Origin of the sequence: Rhodococcus sp. Ni2 (assembly GCF_021352185.1) — a bacterium.
GTDB classification, from domain to species: domain Bacteria; phylum Actinomycetota; class Actinomycetes; order Mycobacteriales; family Mycobacteriaceae; genus Rhodococcus_F; species Rhodococcus_F qingshengii.
Map to the genome: position 1 here is coordinate 1,988,537 of NZ_WOXZ01000002.1, position 26,914 is coordinate 2,015,450.

The 26,914-nt window shown below is 62.8% G+C and carries 27 protein-coding genes; 16 read left to right on the top strand and 11 right to left on the bottom strand.

Translation table 11 applies throughout. The annotated features are described in order from the left end of the window. Positions 1-29: 29 nt before the first annotated feature. Positions 30-956 carry a tyrosine recombinase XerC gene (locus tag GN300_RS22850; RefSeq protein ID WP_003942767.1) on the top strand — a complete coding sequence of 309 codons (927 nt, stop codon included), beginning with the start codon at positions 30-32 and terminating at the stop codon, positions 954-956. 123 nt (positions 957-1,079) lie between these two features. Then, complete coding sequence (locus GN300_RS22855; RefSeq protein ID WP_003942711.1) at positions 1,080-2,189, top strand: MinD/ParA family protein; 1,110 nt, start codon at positions 1,080-1,082, stop codon at positions 2,187-2,189. Between the two features lie 25 nt (positions 2,190-2,214). Here GN300_RS22855 and GN300_RS22860 read toward each other — a convergent pair whose 3' ends face one another. Further along, positions 2,215-2,715, bottom strand: coding sequence for a M23 family metallopeptidase (locus GN300_RS22860; RefSeq protein WP_063316577.1), 501 nt, complete (start codon positions 2,713-2,715; stop codon positions 2,215-2,217). Positions 2,716-3,022: 307 nt separating this feature from the next. Here GN300_RS22860 and rpsB point away from each other — a divergent pair, with 307 nt between their 5' ends. The 6 genes from rpsB (at position 3,023) to GN300_RS22890 (ending at position 8,070) form a co-directional block, all read left to right on the top strand. After that, a complete protein-coding gene (rpsB, locus tag GN300_RS22865) occupies positions 3,023-3,880 on the top strand; it encodes a 30S ribosomal protein S2 (RefSeq protein WP_003942709.1) in 858 nt (285 codons plus the stop codon). Positions 3,881-4,032: 152 nt separating this feature from the next. Then, complete coding sequence (gene tsf / locus GN300_RS22870; protein WP_054781688.1) at positions 4,033-4,860, top strand: translation elongation factor Ts; 828 nt, start codon at positions 4,033-4,035, stop codon at positions 4,858-4,860. Positions 4,861-5,060: 200 nt separating this feature from the next. Beyond that, on the top strand, positions 5,061-5,789 hold the full coding sequence (gene pyrH / locus GN300_RS22875) for a UMP kinase (RefSeq protein ID WP_003942722.1): 729 nt from the start codon (positions 5,061-5,063) through the stop codon (positions 5,787-5,789). 43 nt (positions 5,790-5,832) lie between these two features. After that, positions 5,833-6,390, top strand: a complete 558-nt coding sequence (frr, locus tag GN300_RS22880) for a ribosome recycling factor (protein ID WP_042924420.1) — start codon at positions 5,833-5,835, stop codon at positions 6,388-6,390. Positions 6,391-6,438: 48 nt separating this feature from the next. Next, the gene (locus GN300_RS22885; protein ID WP_003942673.1) at positions 6,439-7,335 is read left to right on the top strand and encodes a phosphatidate cytidylyltransferase; all 897 of its coding nucleotides are present in this window, start codon (positions 6,439-6,441) and stop codon (positions 7,333-7,335) included. Positions 7,336-7,341: 6 nt separating this feature from the next. After that, positions 7,342-8,070, top strand: a complete 729-nt coding sequence (locus GN300_RS22890; RefSeq protein ID WP_063316576.1) for a class I SAM-dependent methyltransferase — start codon at positions 7,342-7,344, stop codon at positions 8,068-8,070. A 79-nt stretch (positions 8,071-8,149) separates the two neighbouring features. Here the strand turns inward: GN300_RS22890 and GN300_RS22895 are convergent, their stop codons facing one another. Both GN300_RS22895 and GN300_RS22900 read right to left on the bottom strand, forming a co-directional pair. Beyond that, complete coding sequence (locus tag GN300_RS22895) at positions 8,150-8,992, bottom strand: CoA ester lyase (RefSeq protein WP_030535660.1); 843 nt, start codon at positions 8,990-8,992, stop codon at positions 8,150-8,152. Positions 8,993-9,087: 95 nt separating this feature from the next. Beyond that, positions 9,088-9,498 carry a lipopolysaccharide assembly LapA domain-containing protein gene (locus tag GN300_RS22900; RefSeq protein WP_073512295.1) on the bottom strand — a complete coding sequence of 137 codons (411 nt, stop codon included), beginning with the start codon at positions 9,496-9,498 and terminating at the stop codon, positions 9,088-9,090. Between the two features lie 102 nt (positions 9,499-9,600). Here GN300_RS22900 and rlmN point away from each other — a divergent pair, with 102 nt between their 5' ends. Then, positions 9,601-10,710, top strand: a complete 1,110-nt coding sequence (rlmN, locus tag GN300_RS22905; RefSeq protein WP_003942816.1) for a 23S rRNA (adenine(2503)-C(2))-methyltransferase RlmN — start codon at positions 9,601-9,603, stop codon at positions 10,708-10,710. A 78-nt stretch (positions 10,711-10,788) separates the two neighbouring features. On the opposite strand, the gene GN300_RS22910 is transcribed toward rlmN, so the two are convergent. After that, positions 10,789-11,058 carry a DUF2631 domain-containing protein gene (locus GN300_RS22910; RefSeq protein WP_003942762.1) on the bottom strand — a complete coding sequence of 90 codons (270 nt, stop codon included), beginning with the start codon at positions 11,056-11,058 and terminating at the stop codon, positions 10,789-10,791. A 120-nt stretch (positions 11,059-11,178) separates the two neighbouring features. Here GN300_RS22910 and dxr point away from each other — a divergent pair, with 120 nt between their 5' ends. The 5 genes from dxr to GN300_RS22935 all read left to right on the top strand — a co-directional run bounded on the left by dxr (position 11,179) and on the right by GN300_RS22935 (position 17,632). Further along, entirely contained in the window at positions 11,179-12,336 is a 1,158-nt protein-coding gene (gene dxr, locus GN300_RS22915; RefSeq protein ID WP_063316575.1) for a 1-deoxy-D-xylulose-5-phosphate reductoisomerase, read from the top strand. A gap of 7 nt (positions 12,337-12,343) precedes the next feature. Beyond that, on the top strand, positions 12,344-13,555 hold the full coding sequence (locus tag GN300_RS22920; protein WP_030535658.1) for an RIP metalloprotease: 1,212 nt from the start codon (positions 12,344-12,346) through the stop codon (positions 13,553-13,555). An 87-nt stretch (positions 13,556-13,642) separates the two neighbouring features. Then, positions 13,643-14,800, top strand: coding sequence for a flavodoxin-dependent (E)-4-hydroxy-3-methylbut-2-enyl-diphosphate synthase (gene ispG / locus GN300_RS22925; RefSeq protein ID WP_007734888.1), 1,158 nt, complete (start codon positions 13,643-13,645; stop codon positions 14,798-14,800). A 111-nt stretch (positions 14,801-14,911) separates the two neighbouring features. After that, positions 14,912-15,748 carry a GNAT family N-acetyltransferase gene (locus GN300_RS22930; protein WP_003942692.1) on the top strand — a complete coding sequence of 279 codons (837 nt, stop codon included), beginning with the start codon at positions 14,912-14,914 and terminating at the stop codon, positions 15,746-15,748. A gap of 69 nt (positions 15,749-15,817) precedes the next feature. Then, positions 15,818-17,632: a penicillin-binding transpeptidase domain-containing protein gene (locus tag GN300_RS22935; RefSeq protein ID WP_063316574.1), complete on the top strand. Its 1,815-nt coding sequence runs from the start codon at positions 15,818-15,820 to the stop codon at positions 17,630-17,632. A 4-nt stretch (positions 17,633-17,636) separates the two neighbouring features. Here the strand turns inward: GN300_RS22935 and GN300_RS22940 are convergent, their stop codons facing one another. After that, on the bottom strand, positions 17,637-18,446 hold the full coding sequence (locus GN300_RS22940; RefSeq protein ID WP_042450799.1) for a LuxR C-terminal-related transcriptional regulator: 810 nt from the start codon (positions 18,444-18,446) through the stop codon (positions 17,637-17,639). A gap of 178 nt (positions 18,447-18,624) precedes the next feature. On the opposite strand from GN300_RS22940, the gene GN300_RS22945 reads away from it, so the two are divergent. Further along, the gene (locus GN300_RS22945) at positions 18,625-20,247 is read left to right on the top strand and encodes an AMP-binding protein (RefSeq protein WP_003942743.1); all 1,623 of its coding nucleotides are present in this window, start codon (positions 18,625-18,627) and stop codon (positions 20,245-20,247) included. 56 nt (positions 20,248-20,303) lie between these two features. Here GN300_RS22945 and GN300_RS22950 read toward each other — a convergent pair whose 3' ends face one another. From GN300_RS22950 to GN300_RS22975, 6 genes are read right to left on the bottom strand one after another with little or no spacing between them, the layout of a single operon-like run. Next, on the bottom strand, positions 20,304-21,089 hold the full coding sequence (locus GN300_RS22950; protein WP_003942733.1) for an ABC transporter permease: 786 nt from the start codon (positions 21,087-21,089) through the stop codon (positions 20,304-20,306). After that, positions 21,064-21,966: a 2-aminoethylphosphonate ABC transporter permease subunit gene (locus tag GN300_RS22955; RefSeq protein ID WP_042450795.1), complete on the bottom strand. Its 903-nt coding sequence runs from the start codon at positions 21,964-21,966 to the stop codon at positions 21,064-21,066. Before GN300_RS22955 ends, GN300_RS22950 begins: the two co-directional genes overlap by 26 nt. Beyond that, a complete protein-coding gene (locus GN300_RS22960; protein ID WP_063316573.1) occupies positions 21,963-23,138 on the bottom strand; it encodes an ABC transporter ATP-binding protein in 1,176 nt (391 codons plus the stop codon). The genes GN300_RS22955 and GN300_RS22960 overlap by 4 nt, the downstream gene beginning before the upstream one ends. Positions 23,139-23,140: 2 nt before the next feature. After that, a complete protein-coding gene (locus tag GN300_RS22965) occupies positions 23,141-24,190 on the bottom strand; it encodes a 2-aminoethylphosphonate ABC transporter substrate-binding protein (RefSeq protein ID WP_063316572.1) in 1,050 nt (349 codons plus the stop codon). Positions 24,191-24,215: 25 nt separating this feature from the next. Then, positions 24,216-24,893: a phosphonatase-like hydrolase gene (locus GN300_RS22970; protein WP_020907384.1), complete on the bottom strand. Its 678-nt coding sequence runs from the start codon at positions 24,891-24,893 to the stop codon at positions 24,216-24,218. A gap of 25 nt (positions 24,894-24,918) precedes the next feature. Then, positions 24,919-26,046 carry a TIGR03364 family FAD-dependent oxidoreductase gene (locus GN300_RS22975; RefSeq protein ID WP_050656491.1) on the bottom strand — a complete coding sequence of 376 codons (1,128 nt, stop codon included), beginning with the start codon at positions 26,044-26,046 and terminating at the stop codon, positions 24,919-24,921. A gap of 96 nt (positions 26,047-26,142) precedes the next feature. Between GN300_RS22975 and GN300_RS22980 the strand changes: the two genes are divergently transcribed. Then, positions 26,143-26,886, top strand: a complete 744-nt coding sequence (locus GN300_RS22980; protein WP_063316571.1) for a GntR family transcriptional regulator — start codon at positions 26,143-26,145, stop codon at positions 26,884-26,886. The last annotated feature ends 28 nt before the right edge of the window (positions 26,887-26,914 follow it).

A 26,914-nucleotide genomic window follows, 5' to 3' on the forward strand; every position in this document is an offset into this window, starting at 1 on the left:
TTTCAATCGCGGCGAGCGAGCGTGTGTTCATGACTGACGCATTGCCGGCGAGCTTGAGCGTTCACCTCGATGCGTATGCCGAGCACCTCCGACTGAGCCGAGGCCGGTCGGAACACACGATCCGCGCCTACGTCGGTGACGCGCGGGCATTGCTGACCCATTTCTCCGCGGGTTCGGAGAATGCAGATCTCGACCGCCTCGACCTAAGTGTCATGCGTTCGTGGTTGGCCGCCCAGAATGCCGTAGGAACAGCCCGTACGACGGTAGCTCGACGGGCTTCTTCGGCGCGTGGGTTCACTGCGTGGCTCGCGCAGACCGGACGCATTTCCGTCGACCCGGGCACACGTCTGGCGGCTCCACCCGCTCGCCGGACGCTGCCGACGGTGCTGCGTCAGAGCCAGGCCCTCGACGCAATGGATGCGGCGGAAAGCGGTGCGCAGCAACAAGAGCCGCTCGCCCTGCGAGACCGACTCATCGTGGAATTGTTGTACTCCACCGGAATTCGCGTCGGCGAGTTGTGTGGACTGGACGTCGAGTCGGTCGATGCCGATCGACGATTGCTTCGTGTTCTCGGCAAGGGGAACAAGGAGCGGTCGGTGCCATACGGCCTGCCCGCAGAATCGGCACTGAACGGCTGGCTGGAGCACGGACGACCCGCGCTGTGTTCGGATCGGTCCGGGCGAGCGTTGCTCCTCGGAGTTCGAGGCGGCCGGCTCGATCAGCGTCAGGCGCGTTCGGTGGTCCACGAAACCATGGCTGCAATTCCAGGGGCTCCCGACATGGGTCCGCACGGGCTTCGGCACTCGGCTGCGACACATTTGCTGGAGGGTGGTGCGGACCTTCGTGTGGTCCAAGAACTCCTCGGTCATGCGAGTTTGGCGACCACTCAACTGTACACGCACGTGTCGGTCGAACGGCTTCGATCCGTCCACGATCAGGCCCATCCGCGCGCCTGATTTGTGGAGCGACGCGAGTTCTCGGCTGGTATTTGGTAGCGTCGCAGCTCAGAAGAGTGAACAATCGGCAAAGTTCGATCGTCGTATCGAGACACTCGATTACATGCGATATCCGGGGGATTCGTGAACCGCCAAGATGTGAAGCACCTGCCGAACAGCGGTCAACCAGCCTGGCTGTCCGAATCGCCGCAACCGGCTCCCGAGCCGGCGCCGACGCCGGAGCCTGTGGCGCGACTGCAAGAGGTCTGGTCCACGCCACCGCCACCGTCGAGCCAACAGCAGGTGACAAACCAGGATCTGGTTGCCGAAGCTTTACTGAAACGCCCGAAACGGACGCCGCGTGGCGGCTGGCGTAGGGGATTGCATCGTGCGACCGGAGGTGTGGTCAATCTGGGGGATTCGACCAACGAACAGCGCAACCGTGCACTGGCCGCCCGAATCGAGCAGCCGATCCGCAACGACTACCGAGTCGCTCTGCTCTCGCTCAAAGGGGGAGTGGGCAAGACGACGGTCACGGTCGGACTCGGTGCGACGTTTGCTTCGCTGCGTGGTGACTGCGTCGTGGCGGTTGACGCCAATCCCGATTTCGGGACCTTGGCACAACGTGTTCCGCTGCAGACCAATTCGACAGTGCGCGATCTGATTGCTGCTAGACCGGACATAAAGAGCTATTCGGACGTTCGAGTGCACACATCCCAGTCGTCGAGTCGTCTCGAGGTGCTGGCGAGTGAGCAGGATCCGGCGATTTCGGAGGCATTCAGCGAGGCCGACTATCGCCAGGTCATCGACATCTTGCAGGTCTACTACAACATCATCCTCACTGATTGCGGTACCGGGATCATGCACTCGGCGATGAACGGCGTTCTCGATCTTGCCAATTCGTTGGTTCTGGTCAGTTCGCCGGCAATCGACGGAGCGCGCAGTGCGGCGGCAACGCTCGATTGGCTTCAGTTGCACGGATACGGCCATCTGGTCGAGCGGACCGTCGTCGTCATCAGCGCCGCCCGACCAGGGTCGAGCGTCATCGACATGGACGCGTTGGTGGACTATTTCATGCGTCGATGCCGCGCCGTCGAGGTCATTCCTTTCGACGAGCATCTCGCGGAGGGGTCGGTGATGGACCTCGAATTGATGCGACCGGCCACCAGACGAGCGTTCATGGAACTGGCAGCGATGGTGGCCGACGACTTCGCGGACGCTGTGGGTCGGCACGCCGTCTCCGAGTGGCACTGATTCTGCGACCGATTTCTGCGACCGATCAGCCTCCTTTCAATGGCTTGAGCCTGAGCGGTTGCGACCGAACCAGTCCGAGTGGATCGAGATACTCGCGTCCTCTGCGCAAGCCCCAGTGCAAACATGCTTCGACAGCGCACCCTTCGTGCCCGGTTTCAAGGGTTCCGATCACTGACCTGGCTGCGACGCGTTCACCTGTGCGAACGACTGCGGTGACGGGTTCGTAGGTCGTGCGTAGGCCGCCGGAATGATCGATCGACACCGTCGGCTTTCCGGCGACCACTCCCGCGAACACCACGATGCCGTCGCCGGCCGCGAGGACGGATTGGCCGGCGCTGCCGCCGAGATCGACCCCGCGATGACCCGGCAGCCAGTTCTCGGCCGGTTTGTCGAAAGCGCGTTCCACGTGCGGCCGAGGAGCGAGCGGCCAGTCGAATCGCGTGTCTGCTGACGCCGTGCCTACGGCGACACAGCAGGAGATCACGGCAAAGACCACGCCTCGTCGAGCTCCGCGCAACATCGTCATTCCTTGATCTTGCGTGGAGTAGCGCACGCTTCAATGCAGATCAGACGGGTAATCCACAAGGTAGCCACCGATCCACAACCGCCGGTTCGGTCTGTTGCTTCCGGGGTGGTTATGGCATCGGGGGACGAGGACGTACACTTGTCGAGCGGTCTGTGCTCGCACAGTCCGACTTCGCGCGCCCGCGCACGTTTTCCGGCCTCGGCTGGTCCTGGTTCTCACGAAACAGGTCCGACGGCCGTGCGGGTGCCAGGGCAGGGATCACCCGATCGCCTGCATCAACCGGATTGAAAGTTTGAGGTACACAGCCATGGCTGTCGTAACCATGAAGCAGATGCTCGATAGTGGAACCCACTTCGGACATCAGACCCGTCGCTGGAACCCGAAGATGAAGCGATTCATCTTGACCGACCGCAACGGCATCTACATCATCGACCTCCAGCAGACGCTGACGTACATCGACAAGGCGTACGAGTTCGTCAAGGAGACCGTTGCCCACGGCGGCACCGTTCTCTTCGTCGGTACCAAGAAGCAGGCGCAGGAGTCCATCGCTTCCGAAGCGACTCGCGTCGGAATGCCCTACGTCAACCAGCGTTGGCTCGGCGGCATGCTCACCAACTTCACCACCGTTCACAAGCGTCTGCTTCGCCTCAAGGAGCTCGAGGCAATGGAGCAGACCGGTGGATTCGAAGGTCGCACCAAGAAGGAAATCCTCATGCTCACGCGTGAGATGACCAAGCTGGATCGCACCCTCGGTGGTATCCGCGACATGGCCAAGGTTCCTTCCGCGGTGTGGATCGTCGACACCAACAAGGAGCACCTGGCAGTTGCCGAGGCTCGCAAGCTGAACATCCCGGTCATCGCGATCCTGGACACCAACTGCGACCCCGACCTCGTCGACTACCCGATCCCGGGCAACGACGACGCCATCCGTTCCGCAGCACTGCTGACCAAGGTTGTCGCTTCCGCGGTTGCCGAAGGTGTGCAGGCACGTGCAGGACTGAGCGCCGACAAGGACGCGAAGCCCGAAGCCGGCGCAGGCGAGCCCCTCGCCGAGTGGGAGCAGGAACTGCTCTCGCAGGCAGCTCCGGCCGCAGAGGCTGAGGCAGCTCCGGCTGCAGAGGCTGAGGCAGCCCCCGCCGCAGAGGCACCGGCCACCGAGGCCTGATTCGTTGAAACCGGCCCTGACCAAGAGTTCTTTTGGTCAGGGCCGTTTCACCGTTAGGCCCGAGCACCACCGTCAGGCCGTGCTTCACCGTTAGGCCGTGCTTCACCGTTAGTCCTAGGTCCGAAACAGACACATGAGGAGGCTCGCTAATCATGGCGAACTACACCGCCGCTGACGTCAAGCGGCTCCGTGAGCTCACCGGCTCCGGAATGATGGCATGTAAGAACGCACTCGCAGATGCAGACGGCGATTTCGACAAGGCCGTCGAGCAGCTGCGCATCAAGGGCGCGAAGGATGTCGGAAAGCGCGCAGAGCGCACCACCGCTGAGGGTCTCGTCGTCGCCAAGGACGGCGTCATGATCGAGATCAACTGCGAGACCGACTTCGTGGCCAAGAACGACGAGTTCATCAAGCTGGCCGACGAGATCGTGACCGTCGCTGCTGCTGGTAAGCCTGCTGACCTCGACGCTCTCAAGGCGCTCGAGCTCGACGGCAAGACCATCGACACCGTCATTGCGGAGCAGTCCGCGAAGATCGGTGAGAAGCTCGAACTGAGCCGCGTCGCTTCCTTCGACGGCCCCGTTGCCGTTTACCTGCACAAGCGCAGCTCCGACTTGCCGCCCGCTGTCGGCGTTCTCGTCGAGTACACCGGTGAAGGCGATGCTGCTGCTGAGGCCGCTCGCGGCGCTGCAATGCAGGTCGCAGCACTCAAGGCGAAGTACGTCACGCGTGACGAGGTTCCCGAGGAGATCGTCGCTTCCGAGCGTCACATCGCCGAAGAGACCGCCCGCGCAGAAGGCAAGCCCGAGCAGGCACTGCCGAAGATCATCGAAGGCCGCGTCAACGGTTACTTCAAGGACGTCGTTCTGACCGAGCAGTCTTCGGTCACGGACTCCAAGAAGACCGTCAAGGCGATCCTCGACGATGCAGGCGTGACCATCAAGCGCTTCGTGCGTTTCGAGGTCGGCGCCTCCGCTTAATTCGGAGCCCGCACACATGGACCCCGCCTGAAGAGCATTTGCTCTACCGGCGGGGTCTACGTGTACCTGGGGCCTCCGATGAGGCAGGATGAGAGTGCCTCGGGACGAGTCCCGGGGGCTTTCCTATGCCGCGGTGTCCGATTCGGCGGCAGAAGAAGAATGAAGGACCTACAAGGTCTTGTATCGAACTGAGGAGAACAATGTCCGAACCAGCCAACGAACGTCCAGGATTCAAGCGGGTCCTGCTCAAACTCGGCGGCGAAATGTTCGGAGGCGGCAAAGTCGGTCTCGATCCCGACGTGGTCACCAAGGTGGCTGAGCAGATCGCAGAGGTCGTTCGATCGGGCGTACAGGTTGCAGTGGTCATCGGCGGCGGAAACTTCTTCCGCGGAGCGGAACTGCAGCAGCGTGGCCTCGATCGCGCGCGCTCCGACTACATGGGCATGCTAGGCACCGTCATGAACTGCCTCGCTCTGCAGGATTTCCTGGAGAAGGCGGGCGTCGATTCTCGCGTGCAGACGGCCATCACCATGGGCCAGGTCGCCGAGCCGTACCTCCCCCTTCGCGCACGCAGGCACCTCGAGAAGGGGCGCGTAGTCATCTTCGGTGCCGGGATGGGTATGCCCTACTTCTCGACTGACACCACTGCTGCGCAGCGCGCGCTGGAGATCGGTGCCGAGGTAGTGCTGATGGCCAAGGCTGTCGACGGCGTCTACTCGGCCGACCCGCGTCTCGACCCGGACGCGACGATGTACGAACAGATCACGCACCGTGAGGTCATCGAACGTGAGCTCAAGGTCGCGGACGCGACGGCATTCAGCCTGTGCATGGACAACTCGATGCCGATGATGGTGTTCAACCTCCTCACCGAAGGAAACATCGCTCGCGCGGTGTCCGGTGAGAAGATCGGCACCCTGATCAAGTCGTGAGTGACACCCAAAAAATGATGCAGAACAACATGGAGGAACAGCCGTGATCGATGAAGCGCTCTTCGAGGCAGAAGAGAAGATGGAAAAGGCTGTCACGGTAGCCAAGGACGATCTCGGCTCGGTTCGCACCGGACGCGCGAACCCCGGTATGTTCTCGCGCATCGTGATCGACTACTACGGTTCGATCACGCCGATCACGCAGCTCGCGAGCATCAACGTCCCCGAGGCCCGCATGGTCATCGTCAAGCCGTACGAGGCCTCGCAGCTCAACGCGATCGAGACGGCGATCCGCAACTCGGATCTCGGTGTGAACCCGTCCAACGACGGCAGCATCATCCGCATTTCGGTTCCGCAGCTCACGGAAGAGCGTCGACGTGAACTGGTGAAGCAGGCCAAGTCCAAGGGCGAGGATTCGAAGGTCACGCTGCGCAACATCCGCCGCAAGGCGATGGACGAACTCAGCCGGATCCAGAAGGACGGTGAAGCCGGCGAGGACGAGGTCGGTCGCGCAGAGAAAGAACTCGACAAGACCACGGCGAAGTACGTGCACACGGTCGAGGAACTCGTCAAGCACAAGGAAGCAGAGTTGATGGAGGTATAGCCTCCTCATTTGCAGTGTTTGTCGTCGGGAGTAGATCAGGGAGTTTGGGTGCACGCACAAGAGGGAACCGCCGGTGGTCCCGTCACGGACGGGCCTACGGGCGGCGCTGAGGGCGCGCAACCGCCGAAGTCGAAGGCGGGCAGGAACCTACCTGCCGCCATCGGCGTCGGAGCTGGCCTCGGCGCCTTGGTCATCGGCACTTTGATCTTCCTGCCCCCGGGATGGATCGCTGTCGTCGCGATCGCGATGTTCATCGCGACGTGGGAGGTCACCACGCGGCTTCGTGAAGCCGACATCGAGGTGCCGCGAATTCCGCTTCTCGTCGGCGGGCAAGCCACGATCTGGCTCGGCTGGCCGTGGGGACCGGTCGGGGTGCTCAGCGGATTCACCGCGACCGTTCTGGTGTGCATGGTGTGGCGGTTGTTCGACCACGGGCTCAAGGCGACCCCGAAGAACTTCCTGCGAGACACCTCCATCACGGTGTTCGTTCTGGCGTGGATCCCGCTGTTGGCGTCATTCGGTGCGTTGATGGTGCTCGAAGACGACGGCCCCGGTCGCGTCTTCGTCTTGATGATCGGTGTCGTGTGCTCCGACATCGGCGGCTACGCGGCTGGAGTGCTGTTCGGGAAGCACCCGATGGTGCCGGCTGTGAGCCCGAAGAAGTCCTGGGAGGGATTCGTCGGCTCCCTCATTTTCTGCGTCATCGGCAGTTTGCTTTCGGTGACGTTGATCCTCGACGCGAATTCGATGATCGGCGTCCTGCTCGGTGTCGTCCTGGTGGTAGTCGCGACGGTCGGCGACCTGATCGAATCGCAGATCAAGCGTGAACTCGGCATCAAGGACATGGGAACCTTGCTTCCCGGCCACGGCGGAATCATGGACCGCCTGGATTCACTCCTGCCGTCGGCATTTGTCACCTGGCTGATTCTGTACGCACTCGTCTGATTTCTCGTGCGTGATTTCTTCTCCGGCCGTTCCAAGCCGATCCCCAGCCCGAACATCTGGCATTGGCCGGACGTGTACGAAATCGAGAACCGCGCGCAGGACGTCGACGGTTCCCTCTGGGCCGCGATGCGAGCCCAGGTCGACTGGTCTGGACGCGATGTCGTCGATGTCGGCTGTGGGGCGGGGTTCCATCTACCGGAGTTCGCTCGTACTGCCCGTCGTGTTGTCGGAGTGGAGCCGCACGCACCGCTGGTGAGGGCCGCGCGGGAACGAACCCGCGATTCGGCGTCGATCGACGTAGTCCAGGGTTCAGCAGAGTCCACGGGTCTGGTGGATGCTTCAGTCGATCTCGTTCATGCCCGTACGGCGTACTTCTTCGGAAAAGGCTGCGGCCCGGGAATTCGTGAGGCCATGCGCATCCTGAGGCCCGGGGGAGTCTTGCTGATCGTGGATGTCGATGTGAGCGCCGGCCCGTACGGGGAGTGGATGAGGGCGGATCTGCCCAAATACGATCCCGCGGCGGTCGAAGCGTTCTTCGAGGCTCAAGGATTCTCGCTCACGCGCGTCGAGACCCGGTGGGAGTTCGAGAATCGAGACGATATGCGGCGGGTACTCGGAATCGAGTTCACCGAGAAGACTGCCGAGCGTGCGTTCTCGCAAGTAACGGGATTGGGCTTCACGGTGCGATACCGGATCCATGTTCGGTCCAAACCACGATCACTCGAACTTGCGTGAAGGCGGGCTCAAAAGACGAACGTCAGGCGCTCCGACTTGAGCGCCTGACGTTTTCTGCACCGATTCAGTAGTAAAAAAATCAGTGATCGGTGGGGATGTGGAACAGGGTGGCGAGCTTGTGAATCTTCTTCGCCTTGGCGAGCTTGGGCAAGTCGCTGCCGTCGCGCACGCGTGAGCCGTCTTCGCCGAGATCGTCGATGACATTCTGAGCCCAGATCGCGTCGGCTACAGAGGGACTCAGTCCTGCGTTGACGGGGGCAGTCTGCGCGGTGGTCATGCAGAGTTTGCCGGCCATGCCGAGTGACAAGGTGATCGCACAGTCTCGGGCGAGCAGATCCAGATCGGGGCCGAGCGTGGGACCGTCGATCGGCGGAGCGATGCGTGCCGCGCGGCTGGCGATGGTGAGCCGCGAACGCGGGTACGACATCGACGTGGGGGAGTCGTCCATCCCAGTGTCGCGCCGGAAGTCGCCGCTGCCGAATGCGAGACGGAAGATGCCGTCAGTGCGTGCGATCTCGGGCGCAGCCTCGAGTCCCACCGCGGATTCGACGAGAGCAAGAATCTTGGTGCCGTCGGGAAGTCGCTCGGCCGTGGCGTCGGCCTGCTGACCGCTTTCGGTCTTTGCGAGCATGACACCCTCGAGTCCGGGGAGGCCCGCGAGTACGGCCAGATCCTCTTCCCAGAACGGTGTCGTGGCGTCGTTGATCCGAACCCAGGCGTGATTGTGTTCGCTCAGGAATGCGGCGACATCGCGGCGGGCAGCTGGTTTGTTGGGTGCGGTGACGGCATCCTCGAGGTCGAGAATGACGGCGTCGGCCGCACTCGCGAGTGCGGCGTCGAAGGTGTCCGGTTTGGACGCGGGGACGAGGAGCCAGGATCTTGCCTGCTGCGGGGCAATTCGCGAGGTCACAGGTCTCTCCATGTGAGTAGTCACATCAGGGCCTTTCCGGTGATTTCCACGACATCAATGATGCCTGCTGGCCCATCGATCGACCCAATTGCGTAACTAGATTTCAGTCACATCTGCCGCTTCGCTGCGCGCCGGATCTGAATGATGCGAACGCCGCCTGCCAACGCCATGATCAATGCGCCCGCGATGGCGGAAAGCAGGATCGTGATTCCGAGCGGAAAGTCGATCTGCCAGGCGAGGATCTTGACGGAGACGCTCTCGAGGTTCTGCAGGATGAACACCAGCAGTAAGATCAACACGATTGCACCTATGACCAGGCCAACCCAGGTCGTGGCGGCTCTGGTTCGGTCGGTGACCGACGTTCCGGTCGGCACCGGTTCAGGCGTCGGTGTCGGTTCCGGATCGTGTTTTTCCACTGCCTTGTTCTCGTCCACCTTCGGAAGTTCCGGATCGGGGCCGAAACCGTCGGCTGGGCCGTACACGGGGGAATTCGACGGATCCTCTGGTGTGGTTGACATGACATGATCATCACTCAACCTGCGCGAAGTTGCACGGGTAATCCGGCCACAATCGGGTGGCAGTGGGGTAGCACCCCAAAACAATGGGACAATGGTGTAACTATGGCTGCCTCTCTTCCCCTCGTTTTCACTGCACCCAAGCGCGGAATGCCTCCACGGCACCTCGCCGATCTCGATTCCGCCGAGCGCAAAGAAGCGGTGAAAGAGCTCGGCCTTCCGGCTTTCCGGGCCGATCAGCTGGCGCGTCAGTACTACGCGCGGCTGGAAGCCGATCCGGAGAAGATGACCGATCTCCCCGCATCGGTGCGCGAGAAGGTTGGGGAGTCGCTGTTCCCGACCTTGTTGACCCCGATCAAGCACCTCGCGTGCGATTCGGGCGACACTCGCAAGACCCTGTGGAAGGCACATGACGGAACGCTGCTCGAAAGCGTCTTGATGCGCTATCCCGACCGGGCAACACTTTGCATCTCGAGTCAGGCAGGCTGCGGAATGGCCTGCCCGTTCTGTGCGACGGGTCAGGGCGGCCTCGACCGCAACCTCTCGACCGCCGAGATCGTCGATCAGGTTCGCGAGGCAGCGGCCGCCATGCGCGACGGTGAAGTCGCCGGCGGCCCCGGACGCCTCTCGAACGTCGTGTTCATGGGTATGGGCGAGCCTTTGGCGAACTACAAGCGTGTGGTGGCAGCGGTACGACGGATCACCTCGCCTGCACCCGACGGCCTCGGCCTGTCTCAGCGGTCCGTCACGGTCTCGACCGTCGGCCTCGCTCCCGCTATCCGCAAGCTCGCTGACGAAGGCCTGAGCGTCACGCTGGCGGTATCGCTGCACACACCGGACGACGAACTGCGCGACACTCTTGTCCCGGTCAACAATCGCTGGTCAGTGTCGGAGGTACTTCAGGCTGCCCGGTACTACGCAGACAAGACCGGTCGCCGTGTGTCCATCGAGTACGCGATGATCAAGAACGTCAACGATCAGCCGTGGCGCGCGGACATGCTGGGCAAGAAGCTGAAGAAAGCACTTGGCGGGTTGGTGCACGTCAACCTGATTCCGCTCAACCCGACTCCGGGCAGCGAGTGGGACGCGAGCCCCAAGGACGTCGAGCGTGAGTTCGTGCGTCGGGTCATCGCCCAGGGCGTCTCGTGCACGGTGCGCGATACGCGCGGTCAGGAAATCGCCGCAGCCTGTGGCCAGCTGGCAGCCGAGAACTGAAACGTTCCAGGCCTGAAACACGTAAAGAGAAGGCCTCCACGAACTTTCGTTCGTGGAGGCCTTCTCTTTGTCAGGTTTCTAGCGCGGGCGGCGACGGATGACGATGTCGCGGACCAGAATGAAGATCATCAATCCGGCGGTGCCGATGAGCCACAGATCCTCGACCTTGCCGTGATGGTTTCCGATCATCATCAGAAGCAGGAATATTGCGAAGAACCATCCGAGGAAACGGAAAAACTTGAGTCCTTCACCACTCCACCCCCATGCGGCAGAGGGAACCTCGGCCTCATCGACGTGCGAGACCACGACGGGGGCGCTGGACTTGACGTCCAACTGGGTATCGGCCACGGTCGATCCTCCTGCTCATTCGGTTGCACTACTGCCCAATATGGTGACATACGACTGCCTGTCGTACGTAGTTGGGCGTCGATAAGGTTGTTCTCAGGTGTTATCAGGAACAATGGGCGAGTGCAGGAAACCACACGTACCCGCGTCCTCCTCCTCGGCAGTACCGGTTCGATCGGTACCCAAGCGCTGGAGGTCATCGCTGCCAACCCCGACCGTTTCGAAGTAGTCGGTCTTGCAGCGGGCGGCAACAACGTCGAGTTGTTGGCCGAACAGATTCGTGCAACCGGCGTCACGGACGTCGCCGTCGCCGATCCTGCAGCGGCATCGGCGCTGGAATCGGTAACCGCCCGTTCGGGACCGAGCGCCGTGACAGAACTGGTTCGGGACAGCGGTGCCGATGTTGTCCTCAATGCGCTCGTCGGTTCGTTGGGACTCGAACCGACACTGGCGGCTTTGAACTCGGGAGCGCGCCTGGCGCTGGCGAACAAGGAATCGCTTGTCGCCGGCGGAGCGCTGGTGACGAAAGCCGCCGCCCCCGGTCAGATCGTGCCGGTCGACTCGGAGCATTCGGCGCTTGCCCAGTGCCTACGTGGTGGAACAGGCGACGAGGTGGCCCGGTTGGTTCTCACCGCTTCGGGTGGGCCGTTCCGTGGCTGGAGCGCCGAGGAGCTCGAAAGTGTGAATCCGGCTCAGGCAAAAGCGCACCCCACCTGGTCGATGGGCCCCATGAACACCCTCAACTCGGCAACTCTGGTCAACAAGGGCCTCGAGTTGATCGAGACGAACCTGCTGTTCGGGATCGACTACGACCGCATCGACGTCACCGTGCATCCGCAATCGATCGTGCACTCCATGGTGACCTTCTTCGACGGATCGACGCTGGCACAGGCGAGTCCACCGGACATGAAGCTCCCGATCGCTCTCGCTCTCGGCTGGCCGGACCGCATCGAAGGTACGGCGTCGGCATGCGACTTCACCACCGCCTCCACCTGGGAATTCGAGCCGCTCGATTCGTTGGTGTTCCCCGCCGTCGATCTGGCGCGAAGCGCAGGAAAATCCGGAGGTTGCTTCACCGCGATCTACAACGCGGCCAACGAAGTGGCGGCTCAGGCATTCCTCGACGGTGTCATTTCCTTCCCGGCGATCGTCCGCACGGTGGCTGCTGTTCTCGACGATGCAGGTCAATGGTCCGCAGAACCGGTTACCGTGGACGACGTTCTGGCCGCAGACGGCTGGGCACGCACACGAGCGCGTCAGCTCGTGAAGCAGGAGGGCTAGAGCTTTCATGGTTTTTGCACTGGGCGTAGTGCTGTTTGCCCTCGGCATCGGCGTGTCCATCGCCCTGCACGAAGCCGGTCACATGTGGACGGCCAAGGCTTTGGGAATGAAGGTTCGCCGCTACTACATCGGCTTCGGACCGAAGATCTTCTCGTTCCGTCGAGGTGAGACCGAGTACGGCCTCAAGGCGCTGCCGCTGGGCGGATTCTGCGACATCGCGGGCATGACGGCCCTCGACGAGATGACGCCTGAAGAAGAGCCGCACGCGATGTACAAGAAGGCGGCGTGGAAGCGCGTCGTCGTCATGTCCGGCGGTATCGCGATGAACTTCATTCTCGGGTTCCTCCTGATCTACGCATTGCTTCTCGGCTGGGGCCGAACTGAGCCCGCTCAGCCAGTGGTCCAAGAGGTCACGTGTGTGGCCCCCGATCAGCTGGGCCAGGACGGCAACTTCGAGCTGACAGAGTGCTCGGGTGGGGGCCCCGCGGGAGATGCGGGCCTGCAATCGGGAGATCGGATCACCGCAGTCGACGGAAAGTCGACGAGCACCTTCCCTGAGGTGGCAGCAGCTATTCGAGGTGTGGATGGTCCGATCGTGTTGTCGGTTGATCGCGACGGAGAGGCCTTGTCGATCACGGTCGTGCCCGAACGAGTCCAGCGATATGTGAACTCGGCCAGTGGCGTTCCCGTGAAGCAGGAAGTATCCGCTGTCGGAATCGGTGGACCGGGCTCGGCGCTGGTCGAGTACAACGCTCTCACGGCTGTTCCGGCAGCCTTCGACTACACCGGCCAGATCATGGTCGACTCGGTGAAGGCGTTGGCTGACATTCCGTCGAAGGTGGGGGCTCTGTGGGAGTCGATCACGGGCGGCGAACGCGCCCAGGACACACCGATCAGCGTGGTCGGTGCCAGCGTGATCGGTGGCGAGGCCGCAGATCGAGCCGAGTGGCCGATGTTCGTCGGACTGCTCGCATCGATCAACTTCTTCCTCGGTGTTTTCAACATCCTGCCGCTGTTGCCGCTCGACGGCGGTCACATCGCGGTGGTCTTCTACGAGAAGATCCGTGATTGGTTCCGCGCCCGCCGAGGCTTGATTCCCGGCGGCCCGGTCGACTACACGCGACTCCTTCCGATTACTTACGTATTCATCGTGATCGGTGGCGCGTTCATGTTGCTGACACTCACGGCTGACATCGTCAATCCGATCAAGATCTTCTGACCGTGTGAGAAGGGTGACGGTTGCCGCGCGGTAGTGCGGCGATCGCCCGGCTAAACTTGCAGTGAAGCTATGAAAGAAGGCACAGACGTGACCATCCCTATCGGACTGGGAATGCCCTCGGCACCCGCAGCGATTCTTGCTCCTCGACGCAAGACACGGCAGCTGCAGGTCGGCACGGTAGGTGTGGGCAGCGATTTCCCCATCTCGGTGCAGTCCATGTGCACCACGAAGACGCACGACGTCAATGCAACGCTGCAGCAGATCGCGGAACTGACCGCGTCCGGTTGCGACATCGTCCGTGTCGCCTGCCCGCGTCAGGAAGACGCGGACGCGTTGTCGATCATTGCGAAGAAGAGCCAGATCCCGGTTATCGCCGACATCCACTTCCAGCCGCGCTACATCTTCGCGGCAATCGATGCGGGATGCGCTGCGGTGCGCGTCAATCCGGGCAACATCAAGGAATTCGACGGCCGTGTCAAAGAGGTGGCCAAGGCTGCCGGTGACGCAGGCATTCCGATCCGTATCGGTGTCAACGCGGGATCGCTCGATCCTCGGTTGATGGAGAAATACGGCAAGGCGACGCCCGAAGCGTTGGTCGAGTCCGCGCTGTGGGAGGCCGGGTTGTTCGAAGAGCACGGCTTCGGTGACATCAAGATCTCCGTCAAGCACAACGATCCGGTGATCATGGTCGAGGCTTACCGCCAACTCGCCGCCAAATGCGATTACCCGTTGCACCTCGGCGTCACGGAGGCAGGGCCGGCGTTTCAGGGCACGATCAAGTCCGCGGTCGCCTTCGGTGCGCTGCTCGCGGAGGGTATCGGCGACACGATCCGGGTTTCGCTCTCGGCCCCGCCGGCCGAGGAAATCAAGGTCGGTAACCAGATTCTGCAGTCTCTGAACCTGCGTCCCCGCAAGCTCGAGATCGTCTCATGCCCCTCGTGTGGCCGTGCACAGGTCGATGTCTACACACTTGCCGACGAGGTCTCCGCCGGCCTCGAAGGCATGGAGATCCCGCTGCGCGTGGCAGTCATGGGTTGCGTCGTGAACGGACCGGGCGAAGCGCGTGAGGCCGACCTCGGTGTGGCGTCCGGCAACGGCAAGGGCCAGATCTTCGTCAAGGGCAAGGTTATCAAGACGGTGCCCGAGGCGCAGATCGTCGAGACGTTGATCGAAGAGGCGATGAAAATTGCCGAAAGCATGGAGGGTGACGCCTCGGAGGGTGCGCCGGTCGTCACCGTGAGTTGAGTGATTGCCGGATGAATCTTCCCCGTCGGTGTCAGGTTCGTGGCAATCTGAGTGCATCATGATCGGGTAGTGATATTCGTGGACGCGCAGTCGAGTCGAGGGGGTTGACGGATGCTCAAACTCCTCGGAGCCAAGCAGGTCGGAAGTCGAGATCTCGAAGACGTCCGACGGGTACTCGACGCCGATCCGGTGGCGGCCTGCATGATTGCCGCGCGCGTCGAAGAATGCGGCGTCGACCCACGAATGATTCACGGCGAGCTGTGGAGTCGAGGCGGGCCGTTGTCCTCACTGTGCTTTGCCGGGGCGAACCTGGTTCCGCTTCGAGGCGATCCGGATGACATTCGGGCATTCGCCGACCGTGCCTGTCGGATTCCGCGCATGTGCTCGTCGGTGGTCGGCCGCGCCGAATTGGCGTTGCCGCTGTGGGAGATGCTCGAGCTCGACTGGGGAACTGCGCGGGAGGTTCGCCCCGAACAGCCGTTGCTCGCGGTTTCCGAGCCGCTGGCGTGCCCGTCGGATCCACTGGTCCGGCAGGTTCGCTCGGACGAACTCGAGATCTATCTGCCTGCCGCGATCGCGATGTTCATCGAAGAGGTCGGAGTCGACCCGCGTGCCAACGACGGTGGGCGCGGATACCGGCACCGTGTCGCTAGCCTGATCGCCGCTGGTCGAGCGTGGGCGCACATCGAGGACGGCCAGGTCGTTTTCAAGGCGGAGGTCGGTTCGATGTCTGCTCGCTGTGGCCAGATCCAGGGTGTGTGGGTCAACCCGGAATTTCGTGGGCAGGGCTTCGGCGTGACCGGTACAGCGGCTGTAGCGGAGTCGATCATGGCGACCGGTCGCATTGCGAGCCTGTACGTCAACAGCTTCAATACGATTGCGCGGTCGACCTATTCGCGGGTGGGGTTCCGACAGGTCGCGACCTTCTCGACGGTGCTGCTCGACTGACCGTACAAGCTGCGTGCAATGGTCGCGCCTACGCTGGGTGGAGCATTTGTCGCCCTACTATGGGGCTCGATGAACACTCGGCATTTCTCTCGTAGTCGCTCGGCCCAACTGTTGGCCTCCTGCACCGTGATTTTCTTGGCGGTGGGGATCAGTTCGTGTACTCCGAAACCCGCCGGCCCCGAGCCCGTCGCGCAGCAGTTCCTGAGTGCGTTCGGTGACAGGGATATCGACGAGGCAGCAAAACTGACGGACCGGCCTGATTCCGCGGGTCCTGTATTGAGTGACACCTGGGATGCGCTCCAGGCCGAGTCGATGACTGCCGAGACCACGTCGGTGAAGATGAACGGTGACACTGCGACGGTCGGCTACACCTACGAGTGGCACCTTCCGAAGGACCGCGTGTGGACGTACGACGGCGAGCTGCAGATGGGACGCAAGGACGGCGACTGGTCCGTCCGGTGGAGTTCGACGGACGTTCACCCGCGCCTCGGTGACAAGCAGACGATGTCGTTGCGGGCAACCGCGGCGCCGCGAGCGCGGGTCAACGAGCATTCGGGCACGGATGTCCTGGTGCCGGGAATTGTCTACCGAGTGAAGTTCGATCGCTCCAAGAGCAACGACATCATCGGTTCCGCGAACAGTCTCGCAAGTGTTCTCGGTCGGTTCGATTCTTCGCTGACGGGTCAATCGATCGCCGAATCCTCGACGGCCGTCAAGGGCGACTATCTGGTGACCCGCCTGCGCAGTGACGACTACGACCAGGTATCGGCGCAACTGGGAGCCATCTCGGGAGTATCTGTCTCGGACGAATCGGATCTCGTCTCGACGGACCCGGAGTTCGCGCCCGACCTTCTCGGGCAGATCAAGAAGACGATCATCGACGAGGTCGACGGCAAAGCCGGCTGGAGTGTCGTCACGGTCAACCAGAACGGCGTCGACACCGATGTGCTGACCGAGACTGCGCCGCAACCTGTTCCGTCGTTCAGTATCAGTTTGGATCGCAACATTCAGATCGCTGCTCAGCGTGCCGTGAACGTGAACAAGGATCAGGCGATGATGGTGGTCATCGAACCGTCGAGTGGGGCGATCCTGGCTGTCGCACAGAACAAGGCAGCAGACCGCGACGGACCGGTCGCGACGATGGGTCAGTACCCGCCCGGTTCGACGTTCAAGATCATCACGGCAGGCGCCGCAATTTCGACCGGTCAGGCGACCCCCGACACGATGGTGCCATGTCCTGGCCGGATCGAGATCGGTGAGCGCAGCGTCCCCAACTACAACGAGTTCTCACTCGGCACGGTGCCGATGGCAACGGCCTTCGCGCGTTCGTGCAACACGTCCTTCGCCAAGCTGGCCAGCGAGATGCAACCAGACACGTTGACCACTGCCGCAGCGCAGTTCGGCATCGGCCCGGACTACAACGTGGTGGGATTGCCGATCGATTCCGGTTCGGTGCCGCCGGCGTCGGACCTGGTGCAGCGGACCGAAGACGGGTTCGGTCAGGGAAAGGTCGTGGTCAGTCCGTTCGGAATGGCGATGGCAGCGGCGACGGTCGCGAACGGTTCGACTCCGGTGCCGCAACTGATTTCAGGGCGCGAAACCACCATCGACGGTGAGCGCCCGGCGATCTCGCCCGCCATGGTCGACGGCCTGCGCGGAATGATGCGACTCGTGGTCACCAGCGGTACTGCAGAACGCGTCGAAGATCAGGGTGAGGTGTACGGCAAGACCGGGGAAGCCGAGGTCGAAGGGGGATCGCACGCGTGGTTCGTCGGCTATCGCGGGAACCTGGCCTTCGCGACTCTGGTTGTGCGGGGCGGAAGTTCGGACAACGCCGTCGCAGTCACCCGCGACATGCTCACCGCCCTGCCTGAAGGCTACTGACCCGTCAGGGGAGCAGTCCCAACCTCCGGGCGGTCACCACGGCTTCGTGGCGTGAGCTCGCGTCCAGCTTTCCCATCGCGCTTCGCAGATAGCTCTTGACTGTTTCCGGGCGAAGGGAAAGCCGTTGGCCGGCTTCGATGTTGGTGCAGCCGAGTGCGACCTGAGAGAGAACATCCACTTCACGCGGGGTGAGCGTGACGTCGGATTCGGCGTCGGCGGTAGGACGCAGCAGGTTGGCCAAACGCTGGGAGAGTCCGCGGAGTTTGGTCTGCAAGTCGGTGTCGGTGACGGTCTGGGCGACACTGCGTAGTTCGGCGTGGACTCCGCGGATCTCTTCCGAAGACATACCGTCGGCGGTAGTCGCGGCGGCGGCCTGCAGTAGTTGCAGGCGACGATCGACTTCGTCGCGGATGGCGAACTCCATCCCGAGACGCCGGGATGCGCCGACCATGACGTCTGCTGTTCGGTCACCCAACGGAGCGGAATCGCGGATCGCGGCGTAGAGCACAGCGCGCGATTTTCCCGAAACCATGACCGGAACGGCGATGATCGAATGCAGGCCCTCGCTGAGAACAGGACGGTCGAAGTGATGAGTGATGGACTGCGAATTGCCGTAATCGTTGACGGTGATCGGTGAACCCTGGGCTACGACGCGTCCGCCCATGCCCGAGCGCGGCGGGATGGCCAAGCCCTTGAGGTTGTTGGTGCGGGTGCCGACGAATTCGCTCAGGTGCAGGGTTCCGTCCTGGACCTCGCCTCCGAACAGCACGGGAACAACGCCCTGAGCTGCGATTGTGCGGAGTTCACCTCGCATTGCGTCCCCGTCGCGGGGGCGCAGAAGTGACGAAGCATGTCGGTTCACGCAGGTACCCCTTTCTGGGGGTAGTGAAGTTCTCTTGTGAGCTAGATCATAGGGGGTGAACAGTACGTATGACGAGCCACCAACGTAACCGGTCGGGCCAACCATACGACGATCGATAAGGAGCAAGTTGATGAGCACCGATCCCACCGCACGGGTGCGCGAGCTGCTGGACCAGTACGACACCCCGCATGCCAGCGCCGCAGAATTGCTCTGCGATCGGCATCCCGCGGATGGCGTTGCATTCACCGTCGTCGAGGCAGACCTTAGCTCGGTGGACCTCACTTACGGTCATCTACGTGAGCAGTCGGCGCGTTTCGCGGCAGCTCTGGCCGACCTCGGAGTCGAGCCGGGTGACAACGTCGCGACCTTGATGGGTAAGTCTGCGGACCTGGTGGTCGCGCTCCTCGGAATCTGGCGCCGCGGAGCGGTCCACGTGCCCTTGTTCACGGCGTTCGCTTCGCCGGCCATCGCTTTCCGCTTGACGGCCAGCGGCGCGAAGGTGGTCATTTCCGACGCCAATCAGCTCGAGAAGCTCGCGCCGGGAGAGGACATCCCCGCCGACGCAGCGTGGCAGGTCATCGTCGCGGGCGGCGCGGCCGGTGACGAGTTGGACTTCGACGCACTTGTCGCAGCTCAGGATGCCGAAGACCCGAAGGGCGCTGCTCAGGCAGTCGGCGGCAACGCACCGATGGTGCAGTTGTTCACCAGTGGCACCACGGGAACACCCAAGGGCGTGCCGGTTCCGGTGCGCGCGCTCGCCTCGTTCCACGCCTACCAGGAGTTCGGCCTCGACGTCCGAGAGGACGACGTGTTCTGGAACGCCGCAGACCCGGGCTGGGCGTACGGGCTGTACTACGCGTTGCTCGGCCCGCTTGCCGCCGGCACGCGAAGCCTTCTGCTGCACGCCGGATTCTCCGCGCCGCTGACGTGGCAGATCATCGAGAAGTTCGGTGTCACCAATTTTGCCGCCGCTCCGACCGTCTACCGCAGTCTGCGTGCCGACAAGGCTCCCGTTCCGGAAGGCATCTCGCTGCGCCGCGCTTCCTCGGCCGGTGAGCCCTTGACTCCGGATGTTGTTGCGTGGTCGAAGAACTCGTTGGGCGTCGAGGTCCGTGATCACTACGGCCAGACCGAGCACGGCATGTTCATTGTCAACGCCTGGGCCGACGGACTTCGCGACGATGTCCGTCCCGGATCCATGGGCCGTCCGTTGCCGGGTTGGTCTGCCGCTGTGCTGGAAGACAATTCGGATGACATTGCACCGGCCCGCACTCAGGGCCGCGTGGCGATCGATACTCACAACAGCCCGTTGATGTGGTTCACCGGGTACGTCGATGCGCCGGAGAAGACGAAGCAGCGATTCAGCGAAGACGGCCGCTGGTACATCACCGGTGATGCGGGAATGACGGACGAGGACGGATTCTTCTTCTTCTCCTCGCGCGACGACGACGTCATCATCATGGCGGGCTACCGCATCGGTCCCTTCGACGTCGAGAGCGTGCTGGTCATGCACGAGCACGTCATCGAGGCCGCCGTGGTGGGCATGCCCGACGAGTTGCGTGGTGAGGTTCTCGAGGCGTTCGTCGTTCTTCGCGAAGGCGTCGACGGCGACGACGAACTCGAGAAGGAACTGCAGACGTTGGTGAAGAAGAAGTTCGCCGCGCACGCGTACCCGCGCACGGTGCACTTTGTTCCGAACCTGCCCAAGACCCCGAGTGGGAAGGTTCAGCGGTACATCTTGCGGAAGGGATAAACCCCTGCTGTGCGCCTTTATTAACCCCCGGCGGTTAATAAAGGCGCACAGCAAGGTCAGCGCCGACGAATTCTGCCGACCACCATGAGGGCGACCAGGGTGACTGCAAGCAGCAGTGTCGTATTTGCTGCGGCAAGAAATACCTGGCCACGGTCGGTGAGTCCGAAGATGCTGACCGGCAAGGTCTTCCATGTCGCCGGGTAGACCATGACCGTTGCGCCCAGCTCACCCATCGACAGTGCGATGGAAAGCCCGGCGGCCGCACCCAACGCTGGGAGCAGCAGCGGTAGCGTTACCCGTGTCAGCACCCGCACCGGGCCGGCGCCGAGTGATTCGGCAGCTTGACGGTAGGCGGGATCGAGCCGTTCGAGCGCGGCCGATACGGAACTGAAGGCAAAGGCGAGCACCAAAACCGTGTGAGCGAGAATCACGATCCACTTGGTGCCGCCGAGCAGTAGCGGGCGCTCGTTGAAAGTGATGAGCAGACCCAAGCCGATCGCGACCGACGGAACCGCAATCGGTAAATGGAATACGGCATCGGTGATGCGCCGCAGCCACATCGGTGCCTCACGCGAGGCCAGCGCGGCCCACGTTCCTACGATCAATGCCAATGCCCCCGCGATGAATGCAGTCTGCAAACTGACGATCAGGCTGGCGAAGTTCTCGTCGGACAGCGCCGTGGAGAAGTTCTTGCCGCCGAGATTCGACGGAAGTGGACCGGTCCACGATCCGGCCAAGGCAGCCGCGACGACGGTGGCGATGGGTGCGACGAAAACCACCGCGACGACCAGGGTGAAGAATCCGAGTACGAGGGCCCTAGAGCTTCGTGTCCACAGCAGCACGGCTGCCTCCCATCAATCTGTTGAAGGTGAATCGGTAGAGGCAGTACAGGCCGAGTGAGAGTGCGACCTGGACCGTCGCGATCACTGCCGCGCCGGGCAAGTCGAAGGTGACAATGCCGCGGGTGTAGATGAGGACCGGCAGAGTTACGACGTCTTTAGCCCCGGTGAAGAGCACGATGCCGAATTCATTCAGCGTCATCAGAAGCACGAGCGATCCACCGGCCAGGAGGGCCGGCCACGCTTCCGGCATCACCACCTGTCGCAGAACTCGGACGGGTGACGCGCCGAGACTGGCTGCCACGTCGAGTTGTTCACGCGGAATCTGGGTGAACGCTGCCAATAGCGGACGCACGACAAAGGGTGTGAAGAAAGTGATTTCGGCCGCGATCACACCGAACGGAGTGTTGAGGAAATTCAGTGGGCCGCTCGCATCGCCGGTGATGCGGACGATCAAGGCGTTGACGGCGCCGGCTGTCCCGTACAGGAACGTGAACGCCAGCGTGATCAGGAAAGACGGCAGGGCGAGCACCGTGTCGATCAATCGCCCCACCACCTTGGATCCGGCGAACGGAACGAAGGCAAGCACCAAGGCGAGGAAGGTTCCCAGGATCAGGCAACCCAGGGTCGACGCCACGGCGATTTGGATGGTCCGCCAGAGCGCGGTTCTGAACAGTTCCGAACCGAGCACCGAAGACCACGTGGACAACCCGGTGCCATCTGCGGTGCTCAGAGATTCCGTGAGGACACGTGCGGTGGGATAGACAGCAAACACGAGGACAAGAAGCAGTGGTGGCAGCGTCCAGCCGATCCGGCGCCACGCGATCGGGTCTTTGTGCTGGGGCGCAGCGGTTTCGGGGCGTTCCAGGGTTGTCGTCATGGGTGGCGATCCGCCGGAACCAGGACACTGCCGTCCGTGGGCAGGACGACGCCCACTTCGGTGTCGACCGGTCGTTCGTCGTGCCCTGGAACATCCGCGTCGACGCGGACATCGTCGAGGCCACGTACAGCCAGCGTCAGACGCGTCGTGGAACCGCGCCAGACGCTCGAGACGATGCGCGCCGGGAATGATCCTCGTGCGCCGAGGCCGGTTACGGCTACCGCGTGTGGACGAACACACAGGTAGGCGTCCATGTCGGACTCCCATTCGATGTGCCCGATCTCGGGCTGCGGGGCGTGAGCAGTGAACGGCGTGCCACCGATCGAGACCAGCGCGGAGGTGCCGATGACGCGTGTGACGGTGCAGGGCAGCAGGTTGGCACCCCCGAGGAACGCCGCGGTGAAGCTGGACGGCGGACGTTTCCACAAGGCCTCAGCGGTGTCGATGTCCGCGAGTCTGGCGTTGCGCATCACTGCGATTCGGTCTGCGAGCGCCAGGGCTTCACTCTGATCGTGCGTCACATAGAGCATGGCTGTGTCAGGTAGTGCTGCGCGCAGTCTCGCCAGTTCGCCGAGCATGCTCTCGCGAAGTTGAGCATCCAGGGCGGCCAACGGTTCGTCGAGGAGGAGTACTCCAGGGCGAATTGCCAACGCTCGGGCAATGGCGATTCGCTGCTGTTGACCGCCGGAAAGTTCACGGGGAAGCCGCTTTCCGTACGCCGACATCCCGACCATGTCGAGGGCTTCGGCCACGCGAGGGCCGATCTCCGACCGCGGCACGCGATGGGCTCGGAGTCCGAAGGCTACGTTTTCGGATACTCGCATGTGCGGGAAGAGAGCGTACGACTGAACGACGACGCCGATACCGCGTTGTGCGGGAGGCAGATTGGTGATGTCTCGGGTGCCGAGCTTGACGGAACCGGACGTGGGGCGGACAAATCCCGCGAGGGCCTTCAGAGCGGTCGACTTGCCGGATCCACTGGGCCCCAGCAGTGCCACAGTTTCACCCGGCGCCACTCGTAGATTGAAATCGACGAGTGCATGGGTTGCGGTCTTCCCGCGGCCGTAGGCGACGTTGACGCGATCGAAGGTGATGGCCGGAGCAGAATGTTCGATCGCTCCGTGAACGCCGACGGTCTCGGGGAGCGTCCGCCCCAGTCTGGTTCTTGCCATGATCAGCTCCCGGTGGCTTTCTGGTAAGCGGCGATGTCGGCGTCGAGCGAGCTGAGGACGTCGTTCCAGTTCGGGGTCCACACGTTGACGCCCTGCAGAACTCCGGAAGGCGTGTTCTTGTCGGTGGATTCACCGGCAGCGCTTCGGACGTCCTCGCGGACCGATACGCCGAGTGCATCGGTGGCGACGGTCTTCTGGGATTCTTCGGAGAGCAGGAACTCCATCAACTTCTTGGCTTGTTCGCTGCTCGGTGCGCTCTTGGCGAGGCCCATCACGTAGGGCAGTGCAATGGTGGTGCGAGTGCCGTCGGCTCCAGCGGGGAAGAAGATGTCGAACTTCGATCCGTCGTCGGTGATGGAGGCGAGGTTCATCTGGACGTCACCGTTGGCGACCAGCAGCTCTCCGTTACTGACCTTGGGCTGGAGCTTTCCGGTGGAAGACGAGGGTCCGACGTTGTTGGCCTGGAGCTTTCCGAGGTAGTCGAGTGCTCCTTCCTTACCCATCAGGTGCTGGAGCAGCAAGAGCACCGCGGTACCGTCGCCGGCCTGGCCGGGCGTGGAGTACTGCAACTTGCCCTTGAACTGGTCAGTGAGCAGATCGTCCCAAGATTGTGGGGCGGGTGATGCAGTCGGATTGGCGATGAACGAGAGGTAATTCTCGACGACGGGTACGTACTTGCCGGCGTCGTCCTTGTCTCCGGCAGGAACGGCGGAGGTGTCGATTCCGCTGGGCTCGAGCAGACCTTGGGCGTCGGCCTTCTGGATGAACGGGGGCAGCGTGATGATCACGTCTGCCTGTGGGTTGGACTGCTCCTTTTCGACGCGGGAGACGACCTCGCCGGATCCGGCTTCCACGAGGTTGACGGCGATACCGGTCTGCGCGGTGAAGGCGTCGAATCTTCCCTTGTACCAACCGGACAGGCCGTCGGCGCTGTATACGGTGACGGTCTCGGTGTCTGATCCGGCAGCAGTGCCGGTGCCACCGCAGGCAGTGGTGAACGAAAGGACGGACACGGCGAGAGCGGCCGCAGCGATGCTCGGGCGTAGACGCATGACGATTCCTTTTTCGGAGGTGAGATCAGGAGTGGGTGAGGAGTTCGGCGAACTCCGTCACGGACGGGACGATGTGGGTGGCTCCGGCGTCGCGAAGCTGTTGCTCGTCGTGTGCGCCGGTCAGAGTTCCGGCGACGATGGATGCGCCGGAACGAATGCCGCTGAGCACGTCGTTGGACGTGTCGCCGAGTACGGCGATCTGGTGGACGTCGTCGATCGAAAGTTTGAGCAGGGCAGTCAGAATCAGGTCCGGGTACGGTCGACCGCGACCGGCCTCGGCGGGGGAGAGGGTGAGATCGGCGAGGGTTTCCCAGCCGAGCGCGACGAGGAGTTTGTCCTGGGTCGATCGGCTGAACCCGGTGGTCAAGGCAACTTTGATGCCGGCCTCGCGCAAAGTGGTGATGGCTTTCTCGGCGCCGGGGATCGGCTCGGCCAGGCCCTGGTCGATGAGGGAGTCGTACGTGGTTTCGAAGGCGGCGTTCGCGGCCTGGGCGCGGTCTTCGTCACCGAAGATCGCCCGGAACACGACGATCTTCGACTGGCCCATCGTGTCGAGGACGTACTGGCGAGCAGCGTCGGCTTCCGGGCCTTCGGCGGGCAGTCCGCCGGCTTCAGCGGCGGCTGCGAAGGCGCGAAGAACCAGTCCGTCGTCGGCGACGGTGGTGCCGGCCATGTCGAGAACGGCAAGGGTGATCGGAGACATGAGAAGTCTTTCTTGTCGGAGAGATTCAGAGACCGAGCTGGTCGGCGGTTTGTTCCGCCAGTGCCGGGCCGAGCGTCATACCGCGGCCACCGGGGCCGGCAACCACCCAGACGTTGTCGGCGGCTTGTGCGCGGTGAACAAGTTGTGAGGGGTCGATGCACTGGCTGTAGACGCCCGCCCAACGCTTGACGATTGGCGGAAGATCGCGTCCCAGAAGTGTTTCCACGACTCCGGACAGATGGCGATAGGGCGCCTCGTCGACGTCGAAGTCGAAGGGCTCCTCGTATTCGTGGGTGTCGCCGATGGTCAGACCGCCGTGCAAGCGCTGCACGCACAGGAGTTGCATGCGGTGCTCCTCGGCAGTCGGTTCCTGCGGCTGTACTGTACGGAGGTGATCGAGGGCAGATCCGGCGAAACCCGGGTAGTAGCGGAAGCTGTCACCGTCAGCGATTGCGGTGGTGAGCTTTTCGCCGAGTGGGGCTGTCTGCATCATCTGCAGGCGCACACGGCGCAACGGGAGATCGCCGGCGAGATCGCGAGCCAATCCGCCGAGTGTTGCTCCGGGGCAGACGATCACGAGATCGGCGTCGAAGCTGCGACCGTGGTCGTCGCGGATGTGTGCGCCGGAGGTGGTCGTCGTGATCTCGCGGGCTTCCGTTCCGGCGTGGAAGGTGTAACGGCCGGTGGATTCGAGGTAAGAACGGATGGCGGGGAGCGCTTGCCGTGACTCGACAGCGGCGTCCAGCGTGCAGTGCAGTCCGCCGAGAAACTTGCCCCGGAGCGCGGGGTTGACGACGCGAACGGCGTCGGGATCCAGAAGCGCGAACCCTCGGTTGTCGGCGTCCGGCCGAGAGAACGCTTCCTGTGCGACCGCGACCTCCTCCTCGGTGCGCATGAGGGTGATGGAGCCGGCTGGGCGGTATCCGACGCCGGGGACACGGGCGGCAAGGTCTGCCCACAGTTCGCGCGAGCGCAGCGCAGCTTCGAGTTCGTGCGGGGCTCGCCCGGATACCCAGACGAGGCCGAAGTTCCGTACCGTGGCACCGCGGGCTTCGGGCTCACGTTCGAGATGGATGACGTCGTGTCCCCGACGGATTGCCTCGTCGGCGTGCGCCGTTCCGAGGATCCCTCCGCCCACAATCAAAATTCGCATGTAGAGATAGTGGCGTTTGGTCTAGACCAATAGGGGGAATCGAGACGAACTCCAGGTTAACAATTGGTATAGACCGAATTCTTGTACGCTTGCGCCATGAATGAGCAGACGTCCACCGGGCCGGGGACCTCGAGCGTCGTGATCGAACCGGAGTTGAAGTACTACCGGGTGCGCACCGAGATCGAAACCATTCTCAGTGGGCTCGAGGAGGGCGACGCAGTCCCGTCCGAGCGGGAATTGGCGGCGCGGTTCACAGTCGCTCGCGAGACGGTCCGTCAAGCGCTTCGTGATCTTCTTGTCGAAGGGCGAATCGAGCGGCGGGGACGGGGCACTGTCGTCGCGAGTCCGAAGTTGGTTCAGCCGCTATCGATTCGTTCCTATACCGAAGGTGCTCTGAGCGCTGGGCGAGTACCCAGTCGTAAGGTTGTGACGTTCGAACGAATGTCGGCCGACGACGGTCTCGCCACGGAGTTGGGTATCGAGGTGGGCGACAGCGTCGTTCATCTCGAGCGTGTTCTCTTCGCCGACGGAGAGAAGATCGGACTCGAATCAACGTTCCTGCCGGACAGCAGGTTCGGTGAGATGCTCGACGCTTTCGATGCGACGACGTCGCTGTACGCGGCTATCCGTTCCATCGGCGTGGTCTTCGCCTCCGCAACCGAACGGATCGAGACGGTGCTCGCGTCACCGCGGGAGGCAACCCTCGTCGAGTCCACGACCTCGATGCCGATGCTTCTGCTGCACCGGACCTCCGTCGATCCGGAGGGTGTGCCGATCGAGCGCGTTCGTTCGCTCTACCGTGGTGACCGTATTGCCTTCTTGACGACTCTTCGCGAGTAGGAGGGGCGTCGAGGGGGTCTGCTGTTAC